The sequence below is a fragment of the Kitasatospora sp. NPDC057223 genome (assembly GCF_042669755.1).
Lineage (GTDB): Bacteria > Actinomycetota > Actinomycetes > Streptomycetales > Streptomycetaceae > Kitasatospora.
Map to the genome: position 1 here is coordinate 23,412 of NZ_JBHUWW010000040.1, position 19,303 is coordinate 42,714.

At 75.0% G+C, this 19,303-nt stretch carries 17 protein-coding genes and 1 tRNA gene; 8 read left to right on the forward strand and 10 right to left on the reverse strand.

Annotated features, from left to right (window positions below; translation table 11 throughout):
• Positions 1–38: 38 nt before the first annotated feature.
• The 7 genes from ACFUK0_RS16705 to ACFUK0_RS16735 form a co-directional block, all read right to left on the reverse strand.
• Positions 39–1,028 (reverse strand): tetratricopeptide repeat protein, encoded by a 990-nt coding sequence (locus tag ACFUK0_RS16705; RefSeq protein ID WP_380250680.1) that lies wholly within the window; start codon positions 1,026–1,028, stop codon positions 39–41.
• Positions 1,029–1,292: 264 nt separating this feature from the next.
• Positions 1,293–2,678, reverse strand: coding sequence for an HD-GYP domain-containing protein (locus tag ACFUK0_RS16710; protein WP_380250682.1), 1,386 nt, complete (start codon positions 2,676–2,678; stop codon positions 1,293–1,295).
• Positions 2,675–4,147, reverse strand: coding sequence for an HD-GYP domain-containing protein (locus ACFUK0_RS16715; RefSeq protein ID WP_380250684.1), 1,473 nt, complete (start codon positions 4,145–4,147; stop codon positions 2,675–2,677). The genes ACFUK0_RS16710 and ACFUK0_RS16715 overlap by 4 nt, the downstream gene beginning before the upstream one ends.
• A gap of 326 nt (positions 4,148–4,473) precedes the next feature.
• Complete coding sequence (gene rsrA / locus ACFUK0_RS16720; protein WP_380250686.1) at positions 4,474–4,869, reverse strand: mycothiol system anti-sigma-R factor; 396 nt, start codon at positions 4,867–4,869, stop codon at positions 4,474–4,476.
• The gene (locus tag ACFUK0_RS16725; RefSeq protein WP_380250742.1) at positions 4,866–5,612 is read right to left on the reverse strand and encodes a sigma-70 family RNA polymerase sigma factor; all 747 of its coding nucleotides are present in this window, start codon (positions 5,610–5,612) and stop codon (positions 4,866–4,868) included. The genes rsrA and ACFUK0_RS16725 overlap by 4 nt, the downstream gene beginning before the upstream one ends.
• A 243-nt stretch (positions 5,613–5,855) precedes the next feature.
• Positions 5,856–6,515 (reverse strand): alpha/beta family hydrolase, encoded by a 660-nt coding sequence (locus ACFUK0_RS16730; protein WP_380250688.1) that lies wholly within the window; start codon positions 6,513–6,515, stop codon positions 5,856–5,858.
• Positions 6,516–6,575: 60 nt separating this feature from the next.
• Positions 6,576–7,331 carry an SOS response-associated peptidase gene (locus ACFUK0_RS16735; protein WP_380250690.1) on the reverse strand — a complete coding sequence of 252 codons (756 nt, stop codon included), beginning with the start codon at positions 7,329–7,331 and terminating at the stop codon, positions 6,576–6,578.
• 151 nt (positions 7,332–7,482) lie between these two features.
• On the opposite strand from ACFUK0_RS16735, the gene ACFUK0_RS16740 reads away from it, so the two are divergent.
• The 7 genes from ACFUK0_RS16740 (at position 7,483) to ACFUK0_RS16770 (ending at position 14,506) form a co-directional block, all read left to right on the forward strand.
• Complete coding sequence (locus ACFUK0_RS16740; RefSeq protein WP_380250692.1) at positions 7,483–8,226, forward strand: M50 family metallopeptidase; 744 nt, start codon at positions 7,483–7,485, stop codon at positions 8,224–8,226.
• 40 nt (positions 8,227–8,266) lie between these two features.
• Positions 8,267–9,622 carry a 3-phosphoshikimate 1-carboxyvinyltransferase gene (aroA, locus tag ACFUK0_RS16745; protein WP_380250694.1) on the forward strand — a complete coding sequence of 452 codons (1,356 nt, stop codon included), beginning with the start codon at positions 8,267–8,269 and terminating at the stop codon, positions 9,620–9,622.
• Between the two features lie 15 nt (positions 9,623–9,637).
• Positions 9,638–10,693, forward strand: coding sequence for a ribosome small subunit-dependent GTPase A (gene rsgA, locus ACFUK0_RS16750; protein WP_380250696.1), 1,056 nt, complete (start codon positions 9,638–9,640; stop codon positions 10,691–10,693).
• A gap of 128 nt (positions 10,694–10,821) precedes the next feature.
• Positions 10,822–11,145: a DMT family transporter gene (locus ACFUK0_RS16755; RefSeq protein ID WP_380250698.1), complete on the forward strand. Its 324-nt coding sequence runs from the start codon at positions 10,822–10,824 to the stop codon at positions 11,143–11,145.
• Positions 11,146–11,226: 81 nt separating this feature from the next.
• Complete coding sequence (gene hisN / locus ACFUK0_RS16760; protein ID WP_380250700.1) at positions 11,227–12,024, forward strand: histidinol-phosphatase; 798 nt, start codon at positions 11,227–11,229, stop codon at positions 12,022–12,024.
• A 215-nt stretch (positions 12,025–12,239) separates the two neighbouring features.
• Positions 12,240–14,153 carry a nitrate- and nitrite sensing domain-containing protein gene (locus tag ACFUK0_RS16765; RefSeq protein WP_380250702.1) on the forward strand — a complete coding sequence of 638 codons (1,914 nt, stop codon included), beginning with the start codon at positions 12,240–12,242 and terminating at the stop codon, positions 14,151–14,153.
• Positions 14,153–14,506 carry a DUF742 domain-containing protein gene (locus tag ACFUK0_RS16770; protein WP_380250704.1) on the forward strand — a complete coding sequence of 118 codons (354 nt, stop codon included), beginning with the start codon at positions 14,153–14,155 and terminating at the stop codon, positions 14,504–14,506. Before ACFUK0_RS16765 ends, ACFUK0_RS16770 begins: the two co-directional genes overlap by 1 nt.
• A gap of 91 nt (positions 14,507–14,597) precedes the next feature.
• Here ACFUK0_RS16770 and ACFUK0_RS16775 read toward each other — a convergent pair whose 3' ends face one another.
• Entirely contained in the window at positions 14,598–16,073 is a 1,476-nt protein-coding gene (locus tag ACFUK0_RS16775) for a catalase (protein WP_380250706.1), read from the reverse strand.
• Between the two features lie 126 nt (positions 16,074–16,199).
• Here ACFUK0_RS16775 and ACFUK0_RS16780 point away from each other — a divergent pair, with 126 nt between their 5' ends.
• Positions 16,200–16,610 (forward strand): Fur family transcriptional regulator, encoded by a 411-nt coding sequence (locus ACFUK0_RS16780; protein ID WP_380250708.1) that lies wholly within the window; start codon positions 16,200–16,202, stop codon positions 16,608–16,610.
• 49 nt (positions 16,611–16,659) lie between these two features.
• Here the strand turns inward: ACFUK0_RS16780 and ACFUK0_RS16785 are convergent, their stop codons facing one another.
• On the reverse strand, positions 16,660–18,651 hold the full coding sequence (locus ACFUK0_RS16785) for a sel1 repeat family protein (protein WP_380250710.1): 1,992 nt from the start codon (positions 18,649–18,651) through the stop codon (positions 16,660–16,662).
• 493 nt (positions 18,652–19,144) lie between these two features.
• A tRNA-Met gene (locus tag ACFUK0_RS16790) sits at positions 19,145–19,218 on the reverse strand.
• Between the last annotated feature and the right edge of the window lie 85 nt (positions 19,219–19,303).

The window sequence follows — 19,303 nt, forward strand, 5'->3', positions numbered from 1 at the left end:
GGCCCACGTCCCTTACCCGGGGAAGGAGCGGGCCCGCCTCAGCAGACCTCCTCCAGGTCGCGGTAGGCCCGGCTGCCCGGCGCCGCCGCCACCCAGCGGTCGAGCAGCACCCGGACCAGCCCGGCCGGCGCCGCGATGCCGCACTCCCGCTCGGCCAGCCAGGCCAGCCCGCCGGCCCCCTGGCTGAGGTGGCTCAGGTGCCCGGGGTGGGCGGCGTCGCCGTCGTCGTGCGGGTCGTGGTGGGCGGTGCGGCCGTCGTCGGTGGGCATCCGGCTCTCCGAACAGGCGCGGCAGAGCAGCCGGACGGAGGAGGTCCAGTCCTCGGCCGCGTACCCCGCCTCGGCGACCAGGCGCTCCAGGGCGTCCCGGTCGTCGGTGGTGGCGGCGTGCAGCAGCACCACGTACGTGGGCACCGGGGAGGGCGCCCAGAGCTCGATCTCGTCGAAGACGGGGTAGGCCGCGCCGTCGGCGACCCGCTCGCCGTGCGGGGCGCCGTCGTGCAGCACCACCTCGCCCCAGCGGCGGCCCGAGGACGGCAGCGGGATGGAGAGCACCTCGATCCGGGCCGGGTCGAGCCGGCGGCCCCAGACCACCTCGGACTCGCCCTCCGGGGAGAGCCGCACCGGGGTGGTGCCGAGGTCCAGGCTGACCGGGCTGTTCAGCGGCGCACCGGTGCGCCCGGGCAGCTTCAGCCCGTACGCCTGCCAGGCCCGGTGGGCCAGCGGCCAGTCCTGCAGCGCGGTGGCGGTGATGCCGAGGTTCCACCAGTCGGCGGCGCCGTGCTCGCGGTCCAGCAGGGCGACGGCGCGCAGGCCGGCGGCTCTGGCCTGCTCCCAGTCGCGGCGGAACTTGTGCAGCAGCGCCAGGTTGAACCAGGAGTCGGAGAGCCAGGGCTCCAGGTCCGCGGCCATCACGAGCAGTGCGCCGGCGTCCTCGTAGCGGCCGTCGCCGATCAGCGTGAAGGCCCGGTCGGTCGTCTGCCGCCAGGTGGCGGACGGCCGGTGCCGTGTCCGGTGGAAGATCCTCACGTTCGTCCCTGCCGTTGTCGTCCGCTTGGTCCCGCTCGTAGGTCCTGCTGGTCTGCCCTGCTGCTCTGCTGCCCTGCCTGCCTGCTCTGCCCACTGCCGATCGCCGGGCCACGGGCCGGCCTGCCCCGCACCGCCGGCCCCGCTACGCCAGTCCCGCACCGCGGGCCCCGGACCGCAAGCCCACGGCAGCGGACGACCGGGCCCGAAGTGCTGAACCCGCGCCCCGGATCGGGTGTTCCACGCTACGACCGCATCCAACCACGGTCACCGCCGGCGGCGCTCCCCGCGCCCGGAGGCCGGACGGGGGCCCGGGGCGGGCTCGCGCGCCCGGCTGCCCATCCTGGCCAGCGCCTCGACCACCCGGGGGTCGTACGACCGGCCGCGTTCCAGCCGGAGCGCCTCCAGCGCCTCCAGCCGCCCCGCCGGGCAGGGCACGCCCCGGCCGCGGGCGGCGGTGAGCAGGTCGTCGTGGGCGTTGGCGACCCGGATGATCCGGGCGGCCAGCGGCAGCGAGCGGTCGTAGCCGCCGTCCGGGCCGTGGCAGGGGTCGGCGAGCCGGGCGACCTGCTCGGCGACCTGGCGGGGCACTCCCGTCCGGCTGATCACCTCGCTGCCGAGCCGGGCGATCCGCTGCTGCTCCGCCGCGGGCAGCAGCGCGGTGGCGCCGTCCGGGACCGGCTCGACGAGCGAGAGCTGGCCGATGTCGTGCATCAGCGCGGCGTACTCCAGCAGAGCGAGTTCCCGGGTGCCCAGGCCCAGCTCACGGCCGAGCGCGCAGGCGGTGTCGGCGACCCGCCGCGCGTGGCCGGGCGGGGTGTAGCCGGCCACCTCGGTGGCGCGGGACAGCGTGGCGATGGTCTGGCCGGTGGTGGCCCGGATGGCCGCCGCCCGGCGGAAGGAGAGCTGGGCGAGCAGCAGCGGCGCGCAGAACAGCGGCAGCGCCCACAGGCCGACCTCGCCGGCGGCCAGGCTGACCAGCATCCCGGTGGCCACGATGGCCGAGCCGATGCCGGGCAGCGCGCGCAGCTCGTCCTCCAGCGCGGCGGGGAACCGCAGGCCCGTCCTGGCCCCGTGCAGGGCGGCGGCGAGGGTCGCGTCGCAGAGCGCGGCAAGGGCGGCCACCAGGGTCAGGAACACCCCGTAGGCGGGGCCGGCCAGGGGCAGCCGGTCGAGCAGCCCGCCGTTGTAGAGCGGCTGGAAGACGGCCGCGGCGAAGCCGACGGTGAGCAGCCGGCGGGCGGCGGTGTCCCGCCGGGCGGGATCGGCCCAGGGCCGCCTGCGGTGCCGGCGCAACGGCCCGGGGAGGAGCTGCGGGAGGGCCTGCGGGAGGGCGGCGAGCAGGCTGCCGGCCCCGGCGACGGCGACCACCTGCATCACGCCGTGCGTGGTCGGCAGCCCGCGCAGCGGGCCCAGCAGCGCGTACGCGAGGGCGGCGGCGGCGCCGATCGGGGCCTGCTCGCGGTCCCCGGGAAGGGTGATCCGGACGCATTCGCCGACCGCGATCAGCAGCGCGAAGGCGAGCGCCACCCCGGGCTGCGGGACACCGCGGGCCAGCACCGAGGCGAAGGCCGCGGCCAGCAGCGCCCCGGCGGCGGCGTGCACGACGGCGACCCGCTGCGGCCCGTGCGGCAGCCGGTGCGCGGCGCTCACGCCGGCCCGCCCAGCGGCACGGCGTCCCCCTGGGCGGGGATCCGCGGCGGTGCGCCGCGGGCGGGCTCGGGGACGCCGAGCGGGATGTCCGGCACCTCGCCCGCCCAGCCGCCGGGCGGGGGCAGTGCGGGCTGCCAGCCGTGCTCGCCGACGGCGGCGACCAGCGCCCGGACCATCACCGGGTCGAACTGGCTGCCCGCGCAGCGCTCCAGCTCGGCGACGGCCTCGGTGACCGGCCGGCCGCGCCGGTACGAGCGGGTGGAGGTCATCGAGTCGAAGGCGTCCGCGACCGAGATGATCCGGGCGAACTCCGGGATCCGCTCCCCCGCCAGCCCGCTCGGGTAGCCCCGGCCGTCCATCCGCTCGTGGTGGTGCAGGATGCCGGCGTGCGCCTCGCCGAGGAAGGCGATCCCGCACACGAGGTCGTGGCCGTACACCGGGTGGAACTCGACCGCCCGGCGCTCGTCCTCGGTCAGCGGGCCGTTGCGGCGCAGCAGCTCGGTGGCGACGCCGAGTTTGCCGACGTCGTGCAGGATGCCCGCGAAGCGCAGGGTCCGCAGCCGGCCCGCCTCCATCCCGAGCTGGCGGGCGATCAGCACCGAGGCCCGGCCGACGCGTTCGCTGTGCCCGCGGGTGTACGCGTCCTTGATCTCGACGGCCTGGACGAGGGCTCCGACGGTCGCCTGGTGGGCGTCCCGCTCGCGGTGGCCCTGGGCCAGCACCCAGGCCGAGATGGACAGCGGCAGCAGGGCGAGCAGCGCCGCGAAGGCGCCGTACGGGCCCTGCCAGAGGACGGCGACCATCAGCCCGCCGGCCGCGTGCACCAGGACGGGCAGGCCGAGCGGGGACACCGCGCCGCGGAGCACCGCGGCCGGCGGGCGGCGCTCGGCGAGCGCGAGCATGGCGCCCACCAGGAGGCCGTTGACGAGGCAGAACACCGCGACGGCCGCGAACGCGGGCAGCAGCGCCCCGGGGAAGCGCACGCCGAGCAGCAGTCGCGGGCCGCCCAGCAGGTGGAAGGCGCAGGCGGCGGTGAACGCGGCCAGCGCGAGCTGCGCGCCGTTCCACAGCCTGCGCGCGGTGCCCGGCGGTTCGGCGGGCACCGCGAGCGCGGCCGGGACGGCGACGAGCGCGGCGGCGGCGGGCGGGAGCATCAGCAGCCCGGCGAACAGCACCGGGAAGAAGGTGCCGCCGCACGGCCGGGCGGCGGACTGGAGCGGGGCGGGCGGGCGGCCGTGCAGCCGTTCCCGCAGCCGGCGCAGCAGTCGCAGGCAGGGCGTGGGAAGCCCCCGGGCGAGGGACTCCCAGCAGGCGTGCATCACGGCGAGCAGGGCGGCCCTGGGCCAGTCGGCGGGTGCGCCGAGCCAGCCGGGCAGGCCGGCCCGGGCGGCGGCGGGCAGCAGCGGCAGCGCGCAGCAGTACGCGAGGAGCGCCAGGGTGAGGACGGGCAGCAGGACGAGGTAGCGCACGGCTGCGGCCGGCAGCTCCGGGTCCTCGTTGTCGGTTGCGATCTCGACCTCCCCCGCCGTCCTGGTCCACGCCGCCCTCGACGCGTCGGATGGCGCGGCGGCGGGTGTCCGTCAGGAGGATAGGCCTCCGCCCCGGCGTGGCGGCGCATGATCGCGCAACGGGCCTGCTGGCGCACCATCAACTCACCCGAACGAGTGAAACGCGTGCCAGGGGCGGGCGTTCGCGGGCCTGGCCGCGGACGGACGCGCGGGAACGGCGGAGGGCCCCGGGACGTCGTCCCGGGGCCCTCGTGTGCCCTGTGGTCGTGCGGATGGCACGCCCGGTGTCACTCCACCGAGGTGCGGGCCTCGGCGGCCGCGTACGGGGCGGAGCCGCCGGGCTCCTCGGCCGGGGGGCCGACGGCCTGCGCGGCCGTGACGGTCGTCGTGGTCTCGACGGTCACCACGATCGCCTCGCCGATCCGCTGCCCGGCCCGGATCGAGTCGATCCGGGCGAGCACCTTGCCGCGGAGGTCGGCCGGGGTGTCGTCGCAGCCGCAGGAGCGCTTGATCAGCGCCTTTATGGCCTGCTCCAGCCCGTACTTCTCCAGGCAGGGCGAGCACTCGTCGAAGTGCACGCGCAGCTTGGCGCAGTCGCCCTCGGCCATCTCGTTGTCGAGGAATTCGTAGAGGTGGTCGAGGACCTCGCCACACTCCGTGTCGTGCGGATCGCCGCAGCTCATGAGCCCGAGCCCTTCGCTTCCTGCCCTGCCCCGGTGCCGGCCGGGACGAGCCCGCGGTCACGGGCGTAGTCCTCCAGCATGCCGCGCAGCTGGCGGCGGCCGCGGTGCAGACGGGACATCACCGTACCGATGGGTGTACCCATGATGTCCGCGATCTCCTTGTACGCAAACCCCTCGACGTCCGCGAGATAGACGGCGATCCGGAACTCCTCGGGGATGGCCTGGAGGGCGTCCTTCACGTCGCTGTCGGGCAGGTGGTCGAGCGCCTGGGTCTCGGCGGAGCGCAGGCCGGTCGACATGTGCGACTCGGCGCGCGCCAGCTGCCAGTCCTCGATCTCCTCGGCGGCCGTCCGCTGGGGTTCGCGCTGCTTCTTGCGGTACGAGTTGATGAACGTGTTGGTGAGGATGCGGTACAGCCAGGCCTTGAGGTTGGTGCCCTCACGGAACTGGTGGAACGACGCGTACGCCTTCGCGAACGCCTCCTGGAGCAGGTCCTCGGCGTCGGCCGGGTTGCGGGTCATCCGCAGGGCCGCCGAGTACATCGGGTCCAGGAAGCCCAGGGCGTCACGCTCGAAGCGGTCCCGCCGGGCTTCTTCGCTCTCCTCCGCGGACACCCTGAAGGTGTCCTCGCCGATCGCCTCGGCCAGCTCCTCGCCGGTGAGCGCCTCGCCCGCGGGCAGGCCGCTCTCACCCGGGTCCCTGCCCGGGTCGGCCTCGTGCTCGGTCCCGACGACCGGACCCACCTCCTCGGCGTTACGGGCCCGGCCCACGGCGGGCCGTCCCGAAATGGAGGATATCGGGCTGACGGGCTTCTCGCCCGCGACAAGCCATTCCGACCAGGACGGCACCAGGCCGTTTCCGGCCGCGCGCTCGTCAGGCCGCTCGGGGCACGCGATCGAACCCATCTGCACTGCCTTTCCACCGGGTCTGAAGCTGACGACCTTGTCAACCACGACGCCCCCGCAGGCATTCCCCGGCGGGTGCCGCTACCGGGCGGCGGCGGGCCCGACCAGCGCGAGGACCCAGGCGCCCACCGCGTCCGTGATCATCTCCAGCACCTCGGCCTGCCCCACCGGCGCCCGCTTCGGCACCTCGAAACCGTGGCTTCCGTACGGGATCGCCGCCAGCGTCTGCCCCTCCGGCAGTGCCGGGAACTCGTCGGGGCCGCCGAAGGGGTCGGCCGCGCTCTGCACGACCAGGGCCGGCAGGCCGCAGCCGAGCAGTTCCTCCGCCCGGCTCCTCTCGGGCCGGCCCGGCGGGTGCAGCGGGAAGGCCAGCGCGACGACGCCGACGGCGCCGCTCGCGGCTCCGGTGCGGCAGGCGACCCGGGCGCCGGCGCTGCGGCCGCCGACCACCAGCGGCGGGCCCTGCTCCGCGAGGTGCGCGGCGACCGGCAGCCAGCCCGCGTCCAGGGTCTTCGGCGCCGGGGCCAGCCGCCGGCCGGCCACCCGCCAGGGCTGCTCGACCAGGGCGACGGTGATCCCGAGCGGCGGCAGTGCGGCGGCCAGCGCCCGCAGGTCCCGGGCCTCGATGCCGCCCCCGGCGCCGTGCCCGAGTGCGAGCAGGGCCCTGGCGGTGCCGACGGCCGGGGCGTAGGTGATCCGGGCGTCGCCGGCGGGGGTGGGAACGACAACGGGCTCGGACATGGGGCTGGCTCCGTACCGGAGAAGGTGGTCAGAAGGACGGGACGGCCGGAGGATCCGGGATCAGAAGAGCGTCGTCACGAGTTCGTCGGCGCTCAGCGGGCGGGTCAGTTCCGGTCCGTTGTTGCGGATGCTGCCGACGGCGGCCGCCACCGGTACGGCCTGGAGCGCGCCGGGCCCGGGCGGTACGAGCAGCGGGCGCAGCGCGTCCGGGTCGTCCAGTGCGGGGTCGAGCCAGTCGTCCCAGGCGGCCGGGTCGAGGAAGAGCGGCATCCGCTCGTGGATCGGGGCGAGCAGTTCCTCGGCGGCGGTGGTGACGATGCTGCACGTCACCAGCCAGGCGTCGGGGTGGTCGGCGGGGTGGCGGCGGTCGCGCCAGAACTCGTAGAGGCCGGCCAGGGCGAGCACGCCGCCGTCGGTGCGGCTGACGAAGAACGGCTGCTTCTGCGGCCTGCTGCCACCGCCCGGCCGGGTCTGCCACTCGTAGTAGCCGTCGACCGGGAGGATGCAGCGCCGGGACGCGAAGGCCTGCCGGTAGGACGGCTTCTCGTGGACGGTCTCGGCCCGGGCGTTGATCATCTTGACCGCCGACTCCGGGGACTTCGACCAGGCGGGCACCAGGCCCCAGCGCAGCACCCGCAGCTGCCGCAGCGGCTGCGGCGGGCCGCCCCGGGGAAGCCGCTCCAGCACCGCGAACGCCGAACCGGTCGGCGCGACGTTCCAGCTGGGTGCCAGGGTCTCGGCAGGGTCCCAGTGCTCGACACCGAAGATCTCGACCAGGTCCTCGGGACTGTTGGTGGAGGCGAATCGACCGCACATGCCGTCAGCTTGCCACGACCGGCCCGCTCAGCACTTCTTCATCCCGTCATGAGAACCGACCGCTACCCGGGAGCCGTCCTGCCGTGGGAGGCTGCCACCCCCGCCACCGCGGGGCCAGCGACGAGCACGACCGGAGGCGGGACCCGCAGGTATGGACGGACACAGCATCGCCGACGTGTGGGACCGCGTCCTCGGCACCCAGCCCGCCCCGCCGACCTGGATCGCCCTGGGCAGCGCGGTCGCCGCCCTGCTCGCGGTGCTCCCGCACCCGGTGTGGCGGCTCACCCGCAACGTGGTGACCATCGCCCACGAGGGCGGCCACGGCCTGGTCGCCCTGCTGACCGGCCGGCGGCTCTCCGGCATCCGGCTGCACTCGGACACCTCGGGCCTGACCGTCTCCTCCGGCCGGCCCACCGGCCCCGGCATGATCCTCACCGCAGCGGCCGGGTACACCGCGCCGTCGCTGCTGGGCCTGGGCGGCGCCGCCCTGCTGGCGGCGGGCCACATCACCGCGCTGCTGTGGATCTCGATCCTCCTGCTGGCCTGCCTGCTGATCATGACCCGGAACGCCTTCGGACTGCTCTCGGTGGTCGTCACCGGCGCCGCGTTCTTCGTGGTGTCCTGGTACGGCAGCAGCCAGCTGCAGGCGGCCTTCGCCTACCTGGGCGTCTGGTTCCTGCTGCTCGGCGGGGTCCGCCCGGTGGCCGAGCTCCAGCGCAAGCGCCGGCACGGCGGTGCCCGCGACTCGGACGCCGACCAGCTCGGCAGGTTGACCGGCGTCACCGCGATCATCTGGGTGACCCTCTTCCTGGTGGTGGCACTGGCCTCCCTGGCGCTGGGCGGCAGCTGGCTGGCCGGAGACGCGCTGGCGGGCGGCGTCCCGCCATTCGGGTAGGCGCGAGGGCCGTCCGCGTGCGGCCCCTAAACTGAGCCCCATGACCGACATCCTGTGGCCCGCCCCCGTCGCGACCGCCGCCGTTGACGCGACCGTCACCATCCCCGGCTCCAAGTCGGTCACCAACCGAGCGCTGCTGCTGGCCGCGCTGGCCGGCGAGCCCGGCTGGGTGCGCCGCCCGCTGCGCAGCCGGGACTCCCAGCTGATGGCCGACGGCCTGCGGGCACTCGGCGTCGGCATCGAGGAGACGGTCAACAACGCCACCGGCGGCAGCGGCGGCGGCGAGGCCTGGCGGGTCATCCCGGCGCCGGTGCTGCGCGGCCCGGCCCGGGTGGACGTCGGCAACGCCGGTACGGTGATGCGCTTCCTGCCGCCGCTGGCCGTGCTGGCCGACGGCCCGGTGCACTTCGACGGCGACCCCCGCTCGTACGAGCGCCCCCAGCACGGCGTGATCAACGCCCTGCGCGCGCTGGGCGCCCGGATCGACGACGGCGGCCGCGGCTCCTTCCCGCTCACCGTGCACGGCTCGGGCGCGCTGGACGGCGGGCCGGTCGAGCTGGACGCCTCGTCCTCCTCGCAGTTCGTCTCCGCGCTGCTGCTCTCCGGCGCGCGGTACAACCAGGGGGTGGAGGTGCGGCACGTCGGCGGCCCGGTGCCCTCGCTCCCGCACATCCGGATGACGGTCGAGATGCTGCGCCTCGCGGGCGTCCAGGTCGACGCGCCGGAGGACGGCGGCGAGAAGGACGTCTGGCGGGTCACCCCCGGCGCGCTGCTCGGCCGCGACATGGTGGTCGAGCCGGACCTCTCCAACGCCGCGCCGTTCTTCGCCGCCGCGCTGGTCACCGGCGGCCGGGTGACCGTCCGCGACTGGCCCAGGCACACCAGCCAGCCCGGCGACCAGCTGCGCGAGATCTACACGCAGATGGGCGGCAGCTGCCGGTTCGTGCAGGAGGGCCTGGAGTTCACCGGCACCGGCCGGATCCGCGGCATCGAGGCCGACCTGCACGACGTCGGCGAGCTCACCCCGGTGATCGCCGCGGTCGCCGCGCTGGCCGACTCCGAGTCCCACCTGTACGGCATCGCCCACCTGCGCCTGCACGAGACCGACCGCCTCGCGGCGCTCGCCAAGGAGATCAACGACCTCGGCGGCGACGTCACCGAGACCGAGGACGGCCTGCGGATCCGGCCGCGCCCGCTGCACGGCGGCGTCTTCCACACCTACGAGGACCACCGGCTGGCCACCGCCGCCGCGGTGCTCGGCCTGGCCGTCGCGGGCGTGGAGGTGGAGAACGTCGCCACCACCGCGAAGACCCTCCCGGACTTCCCGCAGATGTGGCACGACCTGCTGGCGGGAGCGCCGGCCGACGCCGGCGCGGGAGCGGCGGCGGGGGCCTGAGCGGAGACTGGGCACATGCGCCGTTACGGCAAGGACGCCGACGAGGACGACATCCGCAACCGGCCGGGCCGCAAGGGCTCCCGGCCCCGGACGCGGATCCGGCCCACCCACGATGACGCCGCCGAGGCGATGATCCTCACCGTCGACCGGGGCAGGCTCACCTGCCTGGTCGACGCGGGCACGAAGAACGAGCGCGAGGTCATCGCCATGAAGGCCCGCGAGCTGGGCCGCAAGGGGGTGGTGGTCGGCGACGTCGTGAACGTCGTCGGCGACCTCTCGGGCGAGCCCGACACGCTGGCCCGGATCGTCCGGGTGGAGGAGCGCACGTCCGTCCTGCGGCGCACCGCGGACGACGACGACCCGTACGAGCGGATCGTGGTCGCCAACGCGCAGCAGCTGGCCATCGTCACGGCGCTGGCCGACCCGGAGCCCCGGCCCCGGCTGATCGACCGCTGCCTGGTCGCGGCGTACGACGCCGGCATGGAGCCGATCCTGGTGCTCACCAAGGCCGACCTGGCGTCGGCGACGCCGCTGCTGGAGGCGTACGCGCCGCTCGGCATCTCCTACGTGGTGACCCGCCGGGACGAGCTGGCCACCGAGGGCGCGGAGGCCGTCCGGGCGCATCTGCGCGGGCGTTCGACCGTGTTCATCGGGCACTCGGGGGTGGGCAAGACCACGCTGGTCAACGCCCTGGTGCCGCTGCACCAGCGGTCCACCGGCGTGGTCAACGCGGTGACCGGCCGCGGCCGGCACACCACCGTCTCGGCGCTGGCCCTGCGGCTGCCGCCGCCGCCGGGGGCGAAGCCCGGCTCGAAGAAGGCGCTCGATCCGGGCTGGGTGATCGACACCCCGGGCTTCCGCTCCTTCGGGCTGTCGCACATCGACCCGTCCCGGGTGATCCTGGCGTTCCCCGACCTGGAGCCGGGGACGGCGGACTGCCCGCGGGCGTGCAGCCACGACGAGAAGGACTGCGCCCTGGACGCCTGGGTCGCGGACGGCCACGCCGAGCAGGCCCGGCTGTACTCGCTGCGGCGGCTGCTCTCCTCCAAGGACCTGCGCGAGGGCGACTGACCGGCGGCGCGCGCGGCGGGCGGACCGGATCGCGGTGCCTCCCGAGGTGTCGGACCGCCCGACTCTGGTGATCATAGGAAAGTCGGCCGGCATCGGCCCGACACGTCGACCGACAGGGAGTCAGCGCGATGGCATGGGCCATGGTGATCCTCGCCGGCCTGCTGGAGACAGGTTTCGCGATCAACCTGAAACTCAGCGAGGGCTTCACCAAACTCTGGCCCACCATCGGCTTCTGCGCGTTCGCGCTCGGCAGCTTCGGCCTGCTCACCCTCTCCCTCAAGACCCTGCCGGTGGGCAGCGCCTACGCGGTCTGGACCGGCATCGGCGCGGCCGGCACCGCGATCTACGGGATGCTCTTCCTGGAGGAGTCCTCCTCCGTGCTGAAGCTGGTCTCGATCAGCCTGGTGATCGCCGGCGTGGTCGGCCTCCAGCTCAGCGGCAGCGGGCACTGACCCGGGGCCGGGAAAAACAGCTCCCGTCCGGCGGGCGGGCCCGGCTGTCGATCCGGCGGGGGCCTCGCTACTGTTTCGACCATGGCCGACTACCACGACGATCTCCGCCTCGCCCACGTCCTCGCCGACTCGGCCGACTCGATCACCCTGGAGCGCTTCCGGGCGCTGGACCTCAAGGTCGAGACCAAGCCCGACCTGACGCCCGTCAGCGACGCCGACAAGGCCACCGAGGAGCACCTTCGCGGTGTGCTCCAGCGGGCCCGCCCGCGTGACGCCGTGTACGGCGAGGAGTTCGGCATGCAGGGCTCCGGCCCGCGCCGCTGGGTGATCGACCCGATCGACGGCACCAAGAACTACATCCGCGGCGTGCCCGTCTGGGCCACCCTGATCGCCCTGCTGGAGACCGGCGCGGACGGCGAGGAGCGGCCGGTCGTCGGCATGGTGTCGGCCCCCGCCCTGAACCGCCGCTGGTGGGCCGCCGAGGGCCTCGGCGCCTACGCGGGGCGCAGCCTGGCCAAGGCCTCCCGGATCCACGTCTCCGGGGTCTCCGGCCTGGCGGACGCCTCGCTGTCCTTCTCCTCGCTCAGCGGCTGGGAGGAGCGCGGACGCCTCGACCCGTTCCTGGACCTCACCCGGGCCTGCTGGCGCACCCGCGCGTACGGGGACTTCTGGTCGTACATGATGCTGGCCGAGGGCGCCGTGGACATCGCCGCCGAGCCCGAGCTGAGCCTGTGGGACATGGCCGCGCCGTGCATCGTCGTCCAGGAGGCCGGCGGCCGCTTCACCGGCCTGGACGGCGTCGCAGGCCCCGGCGGCGCGGACGCGGTGGCCACCAACGGCATCCTGCACGACGAGGTGCTGCGCCGGCTGAGCGTCTGACCCCGCTGGGGCGGGGCGTCTGACGGACGTGTTTCGGCGGCTGGTCCGCCGGGTTGCCGACTGCTCATCAACTGCCGCTGGGCAGTACTGGGTTCACGGCAACCCGGCGGCAATCACCGCGTCCTACGCTCGTCGGGCCAAGGCCGGTTCCGCAGCCGCGCCCCACTCCCCCGTGCGCCCACCACGCCGGGCCGCCCGCCTAGGGGATCCCCGACGTGCGTACCTTCCGCATCCGCACCATCCGCCACCGGCTCGCCCTGCTGCTGGCGCTGCCCACCGGGGCCCTGGTGGTGCTGGCCTCGCTCGGCACCGCCGGGCAGGCCGCCCGGTACTCCGAGGCCGGCCGGAGCAGTGACCGGGTGGCGCTGGCCGTCACCACCGAGAGCCTGGTCCACCAGCTCCAGCTGGAACGCGGCCTGACCGCCGGTCTGCTCGGCGGCGACGAGGGCTTCCGGGCCCAGCTCGGCAGCCGGCGGGCCGGGGCCGACCGGGCCCGCCTGGCGCTGGACCAGCGCCTCGCGGCCGGCCCGCCCGGTGCCGGCGGCGTCCGGTCCGCGCTGTCCGGCCTCGCCCGGCTCGCCGAGCTGCGCGGGCGGGCCGACACCGGCACCGCGAGCCGGGCCGACGCCCTCGCCTTCTTCACCGACGCGATCACCGGCCTCACCTCGGCCGCCTTCGCCGGGCTCGGCGCCTCGGGCGACGACCGCCTGCAGGCCTCGCTGTCCACCCTGCGGGCGCTGACCGACGCCACCGAAGCGGCCGCGCTGGAGCGGGGCACGCTCAACGGGGTGCTGGCCGCCGGCGCGTTCAAGGGCGCCGACTACCCGTCATTCGTCCGGATCACGGCGGTCAGGAACGCCGCACTGGCTCAGGTCCCGCGCACCGCCACGGCCGCCCGGACGAGCGCGCTGGACGCCGCGCTGCGGACGCCGGCCGCGGTCACCGTCGCCGGGATGGAGCAGCAGGCCCTGGCCGGCTACGCCGCCGACCGCCTGCCGGTGGCCCCGGCCGACTGGTGGCGGGCGGCGAGCACCCTCGTCGACGACCTGCAGCAGGTCGGGGCACAGGCCGCGCAGGAGAGCCTGGCCCGGGCGGACGAACTGCGCTCGGCGGCCCTGCGCTCCCTGGCCCTGGACGTCGCGCTCGCCCTGGCCGCGGCCCTCGGCGCGGGGGCCCTCGGCCTGGCCGCCACCCGCTCGGTCACCCGCCCGCTGGCCGCGCTGGCCGCCGAGGCCGGCGGCCTCGCCGACCGGGTGCTGCCGGACGCGGTCGCGCGGATCCAGGGGGCCGGGCCCGACCAGGACCTCGCCGAGGTCGCCGTCCTGCCCGTCCCGGAGCGCCCCGGCCGGGCGGAGGAGCTGGCCGAGGTCGGCACCGCGCTGGACCGGCTCGCGCAGACGGCCGTGCGGCTCGCCGTGGAGCAGTCCGTCCTGCAGCGCAACAGCACTCGCTCGCTGGCCGGCCTGGGCCGTCGCAACCAGACCCTGGTGACCCGTCAGCTCGGTTTCCTCTCCGGCCTGGAGCGCACCGAGCACGACCCGGGCGTGCTGGCCAACCTGTTCGAGCTGGACCACCTGGCGACCCGGATGCGGCGCAACGCCGAGAGCGTCCTCGTCCTGGTCGGCGAGCCCAGCCCGCGCCGCTGGGCCCGGCCGGTCGGCATGGGGGACGTCGTCCGGGCGGCGCTGGGCGAGGTGGAGGACTACCGGCGGGTGGTGCTCCGCCAGGTGGACGAGGCGCTGCTGGACGGCGGGGCGGTCGCCGAGGTGGCGCACCTGCTGGCCGAGCTGATCGAGAACGCGCTCGCCGCCTCCGCGCCGGACACCGACGTCGAGGTCTTCGCGCGGCTCGGCGGCGCCGGGTACCTGGTCGCCGTCGTCGACCACGGAACCGGCCTGTCCGAGGCCGGTCTGGAGCGGGCCAACGCCCGCCTCGCCGGGCAGGAGAGCTTCCTGGTCGGCAGTTCGGGGCTGCTCGGGCACTACGTGGTCGGCCGGCTCGCCGTCCGGCTCGGCGCGCAGGTCCGGCTGACGCCCTCGCCGGTGCGCGGCGTGACGGCGACGGTGCTGCTGCCGGGCGCGCTGCTGGCCTCGCCGGCCCGGCCCGTCCTGGTGGGTGAGGCGCAGTGATGGACGCCGGCGAGTACGAGACCGGCGAGGTGGTCCGTCCGTTCATCGTCACCGCCGGCCGGACCAGCCCGGTCACCGGGGAGCTGCGGCTGGAGACGCTGGTGTCGGCCCCGCCGTCGGCGCTGAGCGCACCGCTCGGCTTCGAACGGCACCGGATCGTCGAGCTCTGCCAGTACCCGCGCTCGGTGGCCGAGTTGGCGGCGCTGCTGCCGACCCCGCTCGGGGTGGCCCGGGTGCTGGTGGCGGACCTGGCGGCGGAGCGCTACGTCCGGATCCACCGGTCCGGGAATCCGGACGAGAACCCGTCGGTGGCCCTGCTGGAGCGGATCCGGGACGGGCTGCTGCGGCTGTGAGGGCCTGCGGCCGGCCGGCCGCGGGCATGGGTGCGGGCCCCGGGCAGTGGGGTGGCAACTGTCCCGGGGCCCGCTGTTCGTGGGGCGGCTGCTACTGCTTGCGCAGCTCGCGGACGGCCGCCTCCAGGCGCTGGCCGTAGTCGGCGTCGGCCTGGCGGAAGTTCTCGATCGCCCGCTCGACGATGTCGTCGCGGTCGGCCGAGACCTTGGCGATGAAGCCGGCCAGGTTGGCGATCAGGCGGGCCTTCTCGTCCTCGCTGATGAGGCGGTAGAGGTTGCCGGCCTGGACGAAGTCGTTGTCCTCGCTGTGCGAGGGCGCCTCGTGGTTGCCGGTGGCGCCGGTGACGGGGGTCGCGGCCCAGAGCGGCCGGCCGGTCTCGACGGGGCCGCCGAAGCTGTTCGGCTCGTAGTTCTTCTGACGGCCGTGGCGGCCGTCGTACAGGTAGCCGTCGCGGCTGTTGGTGCGCGCCTCGGTGGCGTGCGGGCGGTTCACCGGCAGGTGGTCGGCGTTGACGCCGACGCGGTAGCGGTGGGCGTCCGCGTAAGCGAACAGGCGGCCCTGGAGCATCTTGTCCGGGGACGGGCCGATGCCGGGCACGAAGTGCGACGGCGAGAAGATCGACTGCTCGACCTCGGCGAAGACGTTGTCGGGGTTGCGGTTGAGCTCCAGCTTGCCGAACTCGACCAGCGGGTAGTCGGCGTGCGGCCAGACCTTGGTCAGGTCGAACGGGTTGAAGCGGTACGTCGCCGCGTCGGCCGCCGGCATGATCTGGACGCTGACCGTCCAGCTCGGGAAGTCTCCGCGCTCGATCGCCTCGCGCAGGTCGCGCTGGTGCGAGTCGGGGTCGGTGCCCGCGAGGACGGCCGCCTCCTCGCTGGTGAGGTTCTTGATGCCCTGGTCGGTCTTGAAGTGGTACTTCACCCAGAAGTACTCGCCGGCCTCGTTCTGCCACTGGAAGGTGTGCGAGCCGAAGCCGTCGGTGTGGCGCAGCGTCGCGGGGATGCCGCGGTCACCGAAGAGCCAGGTCACCTGGTGGGTCGCCTCGGGCGACAGGCCCCAGAAGTCCCAGACGTTGTCGGCCTCCTGCGAGCCGGTGTACGGGTCGCGCTTCTGGGTGTGGATGAAGTCCGGGAACTTGATGGCGTCCTTGATGAAGAACACCGGGGTGTTGTTCCCGACGAGGTCGTAGTTGCCGTCCTCGGTGTAGAACTTCAGCGCGAAGCCGCGCGGGTCGCGGACGGCGTCGGCCGAGCCGAGGTTGCCGGCCACGGTGGAGAAGCGCAGGAAGGTCTCGGTCTCCTTGCCGACCTCGGCCAGGAACTTCGCCCGGGTGTACGCCGTCACGTCGGCGGTCACCGTGAACGTGCCGTAGGCGCCGGCGCCGCGGGCGTGCACCACGCGCTCCGGGATGCGCTCGCGGTTGAAGTGGGCGAGCTTCTCGAAGAGCTGCTGGTCCTGGATCAGAGCCGGGCCGCCTATGCCGGCGGTCTCCGAGTTCTGGTTGTCGGCCACGGGCGCGCCCGCCTCCGTGGTCAGGGTGGGTCGCAGCTCGTCCTGGGCAGTCATCGGGAAGCCTCCGCGCGTTATCCGGTCGTGACGGGGATCAGCCTAGCTTGGACTTTGTCTAAGTCAACACTGATACGAAGTTCGGACATGTTCCGAAGGATGGAGCCCCTTGCTACCCTTGCCCTCATGAGTGACCTGCTGGAACGACTTCGCGAGCGCGGATGGCGACTGACCGCGCAGCGGCGTGTCGTGGCCGAGGTGCTCGACGGCGACCACGTCCACCTGACGGCCGACGAGGTGCACGCGCGCGCCGTCTCCCGGCTCCCCGAGATCAGCCGGGCGACGGTCTACAACACCCTCGGCGAGATGGTGACCCTCGGCGAGGTGATGGAGGTCGCCACCGACGGGCGGGCCAAGCGGTACGACCCGAACGCCCACCACGCCCACCAGCACCTGATCTGCTCGGGCTGCGGCGCGATCCGCGACGTCCACCCGCTCGGCGACCCGGTCGCCGAACTCCCCGCCGACCAGCGGTTCGGCTTCACCGTGTGGGGCGCCGAGGTCACCTACCGAGGGCTCTGTCCGAACTGCCAGTAGTCCCTCGGCAGTCCTTCAGCACCCCTTCACCCCCGGGGCGGCCGGGCGCTCAGGCGCTCAGCTCGGCGTGCAGCGCACCCAGCAGCCGCCCGGCCCGCTCGGCCACCTCGGCCGGGCCGTAGTCGGCCGCCCGCCGGCACCAGTTCTCCGCCTGCACGGGCTCCCCGCGCCGCAGCGCCAGCAGGGCGAGCCGGAGCGCCGCCCGCCCGTGGCCGGCGTCGGCCGCCCGGGTGTACCAGAGCATCGCCTCGGCCTCGCTGTCCTGCCGGGCCAGCAGCAGGCCGAGGTTGAACGCCGCACTGCGGCTGCCGGCCTCCGCCGCCCGGCGGTACCAGCTCTCCGCGATCTCCAGCGCGCCGCGCTCGGCCGCCCGCACACCCATCCGCACCTGCGCCCGGCGGTGGCCCGCGTCGGCCGCGACGGCGTACCAGTGCTCGGCCTCGGCGTCCGCGTCCCCGCGCCGGTCCAGCAGTGAGGCCAGCCGGAAGGTTCCCTCGGCGCTGCCGCCGCCCGCCGCCTGCCGGTAGCGCTCCAGCGCGCCGGGGAGGTTGCCGCGCTGCTCCTGGGCGACCGCGAGTTGCAGCGCCGCCTCGCCGTGCCCCTCGGCGGCAGCGCGCGCGTACCACTCGTGCGCCTGCTGCTGCTCCCCGCGCCCGGCGTGCAGGACGCCCAGGTTGAAGGCACCGTCCACGCTGCCGGCCTCGGCGGCCTTGGAGAACCACGGCTCGGCGCCCGACTCGTCACCGCGCTGGAGCAGCACGACGGCCAGCGCGTTGCAGGCCTCCCGGTGCCCGGCGTACGCGGCGCGCCGGTACCACTGCTCGGCCTGCTGGTCGCGGCCCACGCCGGCGCAGAGCAGCCCGAGGTTGAACGCGCCGTTCTGGTCGCCGGCGTCCAGCGCCGTGCGGTACCAGTGCTCGGCGGTGGCGGCCTCGCCGCGGCCCGCGTGCAGGGCGCCGAGCGCGTTCGCCGCGTTGCCGTCGCCCGCCTCGGCGGCCTCCTGCCACCATTCGGCGGCCGCCGCGAGGTCGCCGGAGTCGCGCAGCAGGAAGCCGAGGGCGCAGGCCGCCCGCGGCTCGCCGTTCTGCGCGGACTGCCGGTACCAGCGGGCCGCCTCGTCCAGCAGCGCCGGATCGCCCTGGCCGCGGTCCTCCAGCAGCACGCCGAGGCGCAGCGCGGCGCGGGCGTGGCTGCGGGCGGCGGCGGTGCGGTACCAGGTCTCGGCGGTGTCCTTGTCGCCGGCCGCCTCGCGCATCCGGGCGAGGCGGTACGCGGCCTCGCGGTGGCCGGCGTCGGCGGACACCTTGAACCAGCGCTCGGCGCGCACGTCACGCCGGTGCTCCATCAGGTCGCCCAGCGCGTACGCCCCGAGCGGGTGGCCGTGGTCGGCGGCGAAGTGCAGCCAGTACTCGGCGGCCTCCTCCTCGCCCTGGTCGCGCAGTTGCAGGCCGAGCGCGTGCGCGGCGGGCGCGCTGCCGGCCACGGCGGCCTGCCGCCACCACTGGGCGGCCTCGGCCCGGTGGCCCTGCTGGTGCAGCAGTACGCCGAGGTTGTTGGCGGCGGCGCGCAGCCCAGCGGCGGCGGCGCTGCGCAGGTACTGCTCGGCGTCCTCCAGGTCGCCGCGGCGCAGCAGCAGCGCGCCGAGCCGGCTGGCGGCCTCCGGGTCGCCGTCCTCGGCGGCCTGCCGGTGCCGGCCCTCCAGGGCGGCCTGTTCGCGGGCGGCGAGGGCGGTCTCGAAGGTGTCGCCGTCGAAGGAGGGGCCGTCGGAGCCCTCGCGGTCGGGCCCGGCGCCGCCGTCCGGCGTGCCCTGCCGGTCGGCGTAGGGGCCGATACCGGCGGCGAACTGCTGGGCGGAGACGTGGACGAGGCTGTCCGGGCCGTAGCCGGCCGGCTGCCTACGGTCCGTCAGGCCGCTGGTGCGCTGGGCGGGCAGCGCGCCGGGCCGGTCCTCCGCGCTCTCGGCGCTCTCCGCCCAGGCCTCGGTGTCCGGTTCGCTCGTGACGGGTTTGGTCCCTGATCCGTTCTTTCCGATCAGCTTCATGCCGACTCCCGCTCCCCCAGAGTGTCGCGGCATCTGCCGGGGGTGCGCCGGAGCCGACGACCGGTCAACAGTCGCGCTCCGTCCCCCACATGTCCCATCGTCGCATCACCCGCAACCCGCGTACACCTGCCCCGGCCAATTTTGGTTGAGTGGGCCGAAGCCGGCGGGATTGCTTCAGTGCTTTGTCGATTTCCCGACATTCGACCTCGCAAACCCTACCCGGGCCCCGATGACGGGACTTTCCCCCCGCCGGGCGTACGGCCGCCCTCGGCGCCACCGTGGTCGACGTCCTCGGCGACACCCGGTCAGATCTCCCGCCCGACCGATCGGTACGGATCGGCGGGCAACGCTCGATAGTACCGAAGGCGGCGGACAGCGGGGCGGTGGACGGCGGGTGACACGTGCGGGCCCGCCCGGACGGCGGCAGCCGGCCACGGCCGGGAAAAGCAGCAGGCCCGGAGGACGGATCCTCCGGGCCTGCTGTGCTACTGAGTAGCGGGGACAGGATTTGAACCTGCGACCTCTGGGTTATGAGCCCAGCGAGCTACCGAGCTGCTCCACCCCGCGTCGGTAGTTGAACTCTAGCACGATCACGGGGCGGGCCGTGCACCGTGCCGGGCGGGCGGCCCGGCACGGTGCACGTCGTGCTGCT

Excerpts from the sequence above, each read along its gene's own strand:
- rsrA (WP_380250686.1), bottom strand. The coding sequence starts at position 4,869 with ATGAGCTGCGGCGATCCGCACGACACGGAGTGTGGCGAGGTCCTCGAC.
- ACFUK0_RS16730 (WP_380250688.1), bottom strand. The coding sequence starts at position 6,515 with ATGTCCGAGCCCGTTGTCGTTCCCACCCCCGCCGGCGACGCCCGGATC.
- ACFUK0_RS16735 (WP_380250690.1), bottom strand. The coding sequence starts at position 7,331 with ATGTGCGGTCGATTCGCCTCCACCAACAGTCCCGAGGACCTGGTCGAG.
- ACFUK0_RS16740 (WP_380250692.1), top strand. The coding sequence starts at position 7,483 with ATGGACGGACACAGCATCGCCGACGTGTGGGACCGCGTCCTCGGCACC.
- aroA (WP_380250694.1), top strand. The coding sequence starts at position 8,267 with ATGACCGACATCCTGTGGCCCGCCCCCGTCGCGACCGCCGCCGTTGAC.
- rsgA (WP_380250696.1), top strand. The coding sequence starts at position 9,638 with ATGCGCCGTTACGGCAAGGACGCCGACGAGGACGACATCCGCAACCGG.
- ACFUK0_RS16755 (WP_380250698.1), top strand. The coding sequence starts at position 10,822 with ATGGCATGGGCCATGGTGATCCTCGCCGGCCTGCTGGAGACAGGTTTC.
- hisN (WP_380250700.1), top strand. The coding sequence starts at position 11,227 with ATGGCCGACTACCACGACGATCTCCGCCTCGCCCACGTCCTCGCCGAC.
- ACFUK0_RS16770 (WP_380250704.1), top strand. The coding sequence starts at position 14,153 with ATGGACGCCGGCGAGTACGAGACCGGCGAGGTGGTCCGTCCGTTCATC.
- ACFUK0_RS16775 (WP_380250706.1), bottom strand. The coding sequence starts at position 16,073 with ATGACTGCCCAGGACGAGCTGCGACCCACCCTGACCACGGAGGCGGGC.
- ACFUK0_RS16780 (WP_380250708.1), top strand. The coding sequence starts at position 16,200 with ATGAGTGACCTGCTGGAACGACTTCGCGAGCGCGGATGGCGACTGACC.
- ACFUK0_RS16785 (WP_380250710.1), bottom strand. The coding sequence starts at position 18,651 with ATGAAGCTGATCGGAAAGAACGGATCAGGGACCAAACCCGTCACGAGC.